This is a genomic window from Aquabacterium sp. UBA2148 (assembly GCF_002328915.1).
Lineage (GTDB): Bacteria > Pseudomonadota > Gammaproteobacteria > Burkholderiales > Burkholderiaceae_C > Aquabacterium > Aquabacterium parvum.
The window spans coordinates 3149-8073 of record NZ_DCXA01000223.1; the positions used below are offsets into that span (position 1 = coordinate 3149).

The 4925-nt window shown below is 66.0% G+C and carries 7 protein-coding genes; 2 read left to right on the forward strand and 5 right to left on the reverse strand.

Features of this window, described 5'->3' with window-relative positions; translation table 11 throughout:
* Window positions 1-287, forward strand: a 287-nt coding sequence (locus tag B2W70_RS12655) for a gamma carbonic anhydrase family protein (RefSeq protein WP_414631063.1), incomplete at its 5' end; no start/stop codon positions are given.
* A 16-nt stretch (window positions 288-303) separates the two neighbouring features.
* A complete protein-coding gene (locus B2W70_RS12660; RefSeq protein ID WP_286746163.1) occupies window positions 304-1290 on the forward strand; it encodes an Hsp33 family molecular chaperone HslO in 987 nt (328 codons plus the stop codon).
* 48 nt (window positions 1291-1338) lie between these two features.
* Here the strand turns inward: B2W70_RS12660 and B2W70_RS12665 are convergent, their stop codons facing one another.
* From B2W70_RS12665 to eno, 5 genes are all read right to left on the reverse strand, one after another.
* Window positions 1339-2148 carry a pseudouridine synthase gene (locus tag B2W70_RS12665; protein ID WP_414631064.1) on the reverse strand — a complete coding sequence of 270 codons (810 nt, stop codon included), beginning with the start codon at window positions 2146-2148 and terminating at the stop codon, window positions 1339-1341.
* Window positions 2117-2842 carry an ATP-binding protein gene (locus B2W70_RS12670; RefSeq protein WP_286746180.1) on the reverse strand — a complete coding sequence of 242 codons (726 nt, stop codon included), beginning with the start codon at window positions 2840-2842 and terminating at the stop codon, window positions 2117-2119. Before B2W70_RS12670 ends, B2W70_RS12665 begins: the two co-directional genes overlap by 32 nt.
* Before the next feature lie 5 nt (window positions 2843-2847).
* Window positions 2848-3516, reverse strand: coding sequence for a nicotinamide riboside transporter PnuC (pnuC, locus tag B2W70_RS12675; RefSeq protein WP_286746165.1), 669 nt, complete (start codon window positions 3514-3516; stop codon window positions 2848-2850).
* A 10-nt stretch (window positions 3517-3526) separates the two neighbouring features.
* Window positions 3527-3871, reverse strand: a complete 345-nt coding sequence (gene ftsB / locus B2W70_RS12680; RefSeq protein WP_286746167.1) for a cell division protein FtsB — start codon at window positions 3869-3871, stop codon at window positions 3527-3529.
* A 107-nt stretch (window positions 3872-3978) separates the two neighbouring features.
* Window positions 3979-4925: phosphopyruvate hydratase (gene eno / locus B2W70_RS12685; RefSeq protein WP_286746169.1), on the reverse strand; the 947-nt coding region annotated here is incomplete at its 5' end.

The following is a 4925-nucleotide window of genomic DNA, read 5'->3' on the forward strand; positions in this document are numbered from 1 at the left end:
CCATGCTGCACGGCTGCACCATCGGTGCCGGTTCGCTGATCGGCATCCAGGCCGTGGTGCTCAATGGCGCCGTGATCGGCAAGAACTGCCTGGTGGCCGCGGGTGCGCTGGTCACCGAAGGCAAGGTTTTTGAAGACGGCATGCTGATCATGGGCTCGCCCGCCAAGGCCGTGCGCCCGCTGACCGAGGCCGACCTGCTGCGCATGCGCCTGGGCACGGGCCTCTACGTGGCCAAATCGGCCGAATACAAGACCGCGATGGTGCGCATCGACGCGCCATCCAACTGAGTTGAATCGAGCTTTCATGAGCGAACTGCACACATTCCTGTTCGAGGGCCTGCCCGTGCGTGGCGTCCTGGTGCGACTGACCGAGTCCTGGCAGGAGCTGCTGCGCCGACGCGAAGCGGGTGGCGGCTTCGAAGAGCCGGTGCGCCGCCTGCTGGGCGAGATGAGCGCGGCCACGGTGCTGCTGCAGTCCAACATCAAGTTCAACGGCGCGGTGGTGCTGCAGATCTTCGGCGACGGGCCCGTCAAGCTGGCTGTGACCGAGGCGCAGCCCGACCTGTCTTTCCGCAGCACGGCCAAGGTGGTCGGTGACATCCCGTCAACGGACAGTGGCAGCCTGCCGCTGGAGGTGCTCGTCAACAACCACGGCAAGGGCCGTTGCGCGATCACGCTCGACCCGAAAGACCGCCAGCCCGGCCAGCAGCCTTACCAGGGCGTGGTCTCGCTCAACCACGTGGATGGTGGCTTGCTCAACGACCTCGGCGAGGTGCTGGAGCAGTACATGCGCAAGTCGGAGCAGCTTGATGCGAAGCTGATCCTCGCGGCGAACGACGAGATCGCCGCAGGCTTGCTGATCCAGCGCATGCCCATCGAAGGCGAGGCCAACCTGGCTGGCACCGACCGCGTGGCCACCACGGAAGAAGAGCTCGAAGAGGCCTACAACCGCATTGCCACGCTGGCGGCCAGCCTCAAGCGCGAAGAGCTGCTGACGCTGGATGCCGAGACCATCCTTCGTCGCCTGTTCTGGGAAGAAGACCTGCGCTACTTCGAGCCCAAGGTTGGGTCCACCGGCCCGCGCTTCGTCTGCACCTGCTCACGCGAGCGAGTGGCCGACATGCTGCGCAGCCTGGGTCAGCAAGAGATCGACAGCATCATCGCCGAACAGGGCCAGGTCGAGATCGGCTGTGACTTCTGTGGCGAGCACTACCACTTTGACCCCGTCGATGCGGCGGGGCTGTTCACCGGTGAGGCCAACACGCCGCCAGGCTCGAGCAGCCTGCAATGAGGTGATCGGCAATGACTCAGCGGCAGCCCACGTGGCGCCCTGAGCGAGTCACGCGGCAGGCAGCAGGCTGCTGAGCAGGCGCTCGCGGGCGCCGGGCTGGCTCCATGCCCAGGGCTCGGCGAGCAAACGCTGCCAATCCGCGTTCAGCTCGGCCGACGACAGCGGCGATGCGATGTGCAGCCACTCCCGTGCCCGATGCGGGTGCGGCAGGCTGAGCGAGGCCGCGTGCAACCACAGCCGCTGCACGCCCAGCTGCTCTGCCCACCAGCGGTTGTGCGCCCCCTTGCCGTGGGTGGCATCGCCAATGATGGGATGCGCCAGGTGCTTGAGGTGGCGCCGAATCTGGTGTCGGCGACCGGTGACCGGCATCGCTTCGACCAGCGCCACGCGGGTCTGCGGGTAGCGGTCCACCGGCACGTCCAGGCTGCATCGCGCCAGCAGGCGGAAGTCGGTGACGGCATCTTGCGCCGGCGCATCGGGCGGCGCGTCATCCGGACGCAAGGCATGGTCCACGTGAGCCTCGAGCGGCGGCCAGCCGCGCACCATGGCCACATAACGTTTGTGGACCTCCCGGCGCTCAAAACAAGCCGACAGGCGCCTGGCCGCATCGGGCGACAGCGCCATCAGCAGCACGCCCGAGGTGCCCTTGTCCAGGCGATGGATCGGGTGCACGGGCACGCCCAACTGGTCCCGCAAAGTCTGGACCACGAAGCGCGTTTCACCCGCGTCCAGGCCGGTGCGGTGCACCAGCCAGCCTGCCGGCTTGTGGATGGCGATGCAGTCGCCCTCGTGCCAGAGCACGGGCAGCACCGGCATCGCCGGCACGTCAGCCGACATCGGCTCCACCTTGCGCGTCATCTGGGGTCGAAGGGTCTCGCGTCCCGCTTGCCACCGCGCGCGTCAGCCAGTGCTGCTCGCATTCGCCGTCATCGCAGTTGTCGCAGAACCAGCGCCAGCGCGAGCCCCCCGCCTGTCGCTGGCTGCGAGTCGGCGCGCCGAGCAGGTGCTCGATGCTGCTCAGCGCATTGGCTTGGCGACGCAGTCCCTTGCCCATGACCAGCGCGTGCGGCACGCCACCTTGTTGCAGCAGGCGGCGCAGGCAGGTGTCCACCGCCTCGCGCACCTGGGGGCCATCGCGGAGGATGCCATCCGGCACCCAGGGCAGGTCGAGCGCGGTCAACAGCGTGAGGTCGCAGCGTGAATGTTGGGCCAGCGCTTGATCGTGCAGGCTGGTGTCTGAAAACATCACCTCACTGTAGACCGCCGTCATGAGCGCGGTCGTGTCTGCCAGCACGATGGCACCACGCTGCGCAGCAGCAGCGATGCAGCGCGTTTGCTCCTCGGCGATGGCTCGCTGCTCATCGGCCCGAGGCGTGCGGCCCTCTCGACCACAAAACAGGCGCAGGGCCTCGGGCACCGTGACCACCTGCAGCCCGCGTTCACGCAAGGTGCGGCCCAATTCCTTGACCAGCAACGTCTTGCCCGTGCTCTCGGCGCCAACGATGCCGATCACCAGCGCGCGAGTGGCCTCATTCTTGTCTTCACCGGTCACCGCACTCAAGGCAGTCCCCTCCACCGCTCAGCGCCAACGCGCCTGGTCCACGCGACCCAGCCCACGCCAGACAGCACGGCAAAGACCCCGTAAAGCCCCACCGTGAGCCAAAGCCCCTTGTGCGCGAACAACGCCAAGCTCAGCAGGTTCACCGCCAGCCAGCAGGGCCAGTTGTCGACCCACTTGCGGGCCAACAGCCATTGCCCGACCAGGCTGCCTGCGGTGGGCAAGGCATCGCCATAAGGCACGTCTGAATCGGTCCAGGCATCGAGCAAGGCACCGATCACACCCCACAACAGGGCTGTGACGCCCAGCAATTGCCAGCGCGCTTTGGGCCTGAGCTGGCGCACCTGCAGCGCTTGACCCGAGCCATCTCGCCCCCTTACCCACTGAGCCCAGCCCCATGCGGACAAGGCAATGAAAACAAGTTGCAAGGCGGCCTCACCGTACAGGCGGCTGCGCGCAAACAGCAGCGCATACAAGGCCGAACTGGCGATGGCCAGCGGCCAGCCCAGCGGATTGACGCGAAGGTTGAAACCCACCATGGCCAGGGCCAGGAGCGACGCGACGGCTTCGAGACGGCTGATGGGCAATGCCCAGTCCGCCACCAGCGGCAAAAGCCAAGGATCGAGCCAGGCCAGGTGTTCCGCCAGGCCACTCCAGGAGGCGCTCATGGACCTTGGGTCAACGCGTGACGGGCACGGCAGAAGACCCAGCAGAAGTGGCCGAAGAAGACGGCGCGCTCAGCACAGGCGGGGCCTTGGTGGTGAGCTGCACGTAAATCTCGTCGGGCTTGACCATGCCCAGTTCGGTGCGGGCCTTTTCCTCGACCATCTCCAGGCCTTCCTGGAGGTCTCGCACTTCGGCCGCAAGCTGGTCGTTGCGGGCCTGGGCTTGTGCATTGGCTTTTTGCTGCGCATCGACCTCGGCACGCAGGGTCATGACGCGGGGGACGCCCCCCTTGCCGAACCAGAGTTCGGCGTGGATGGCCGCCAGCAAGGCGATGAGGACGAAAAAAGCCACGCGCATGCGCAGATTATCCACGAGCGACCATGAAAAACGGGGCCTGGTTCAACACCAGGCCCCGCTGTGTTCACCCTGTCCTGGCATCGGAGCCTGGCTCAGGGCTCCCCCGATCAGCGCAGGTTGTAGAAAGCGCTGCGGCCAGGGTAGACGGCCACGTTGCCAAGGTCTTCTTCGATGCGCAGGAGCTGGTTGTACTTGCTCATGCGGTCGGAACGGCTCATCGAACCGGTCTTGATCTGGCCAGCATTCAGGCCCACGGCGATGTCGGCGATCGTGTTGTCTTCGGTTTCGCCCGAGCGGTGCGAGATCACGGCGGTGTAGCCGGCGCGCTTGGCCATCTCGATGGCGGCAAACGTTTCGGTCAGGGTGCCGATCTGGTTGATCTTGATGAGGATGGAGTTGGCGATGCCCTTCTCGATGCCTTCCTTCAGGATCTTGGTGTTGGTGACGTACAGGTCGTCGCCCACCAGCTGCACCTTCTTGCCCAGGCGCTCGGTCAGGATCTTCCAGCCTTCCCAGTCGCCTTCGTGCATGCCGTCTTCGATCGAGATGATCGGGTACTTGTCGCACCAGGTGGCCAGCATGTCGGTCCATTGCTGAGCGGTCAGCACCAGGCCTTCGCCTTCCAGGTGGTACTTGCCGTCCTTGTAGAACTCGGAGGCGGCGCAGTCCAGGCCCAGGGCGATCTGCTCACCGGCGGTGTAGCCAGCGGCTTCGATGGCTTGCAGGATCAGCTGGATGGCTTCTTCGTGGCTGGCCACGGAAGGCGCAAAACCACCTTCGTCGCCCACTGCCGTGCTGATGTGCTTGTCGTGCAGGATCTTCTTCAGAGCGTGGAAAACCTCGGCGCCGTAGCGCAGGGCTTCGCGGAAGGTCGGGGCGCCCACCGGCAGGATCATGAATTCCTGCAGGTCGAGGTTGTTGTTGGCGTGCGCGCCGCCGTTGATGACGTTCATCATCGGCACGGGCAGTTGCACAGCGCCCATGCCGCCGAAGTAGCGGTACAGGGGCAGGCCGGCTTCTTCGGCGGCGGCGCGGGCCACGGCCATCGACACGG

Coding starts and splice junctions, on each gene's coding strand:
- B2W70_RS12660 (WP_286746163.1), top strand. CDS start 304: ATGAGCGAACTGCACACATTCCTGTTCGAGGGCCTGCCCGTGCGTGGC.
- B2W70_RS12665 (WP_414631064.1), bottom strand. CDS start 2,148: ATGACGCGCAAGGTGGAGCCGATGTCGGCTGACGTGCCGGCGATGCCG.
- pnuC (WP_286746165.1), bottom strand. CDS start 3,516: ATGAGCGCCTCCTGGAGTGGCCTGGCGGAACACCTGGCCTGGCTCGAT.
- ftsB (WP_286746167.1), bottom strand. CDS start 3,871: ATGCGCGTGGCTTTTTTCGTCCTCATCGCCTTGCTGGCGGCCATCCAC.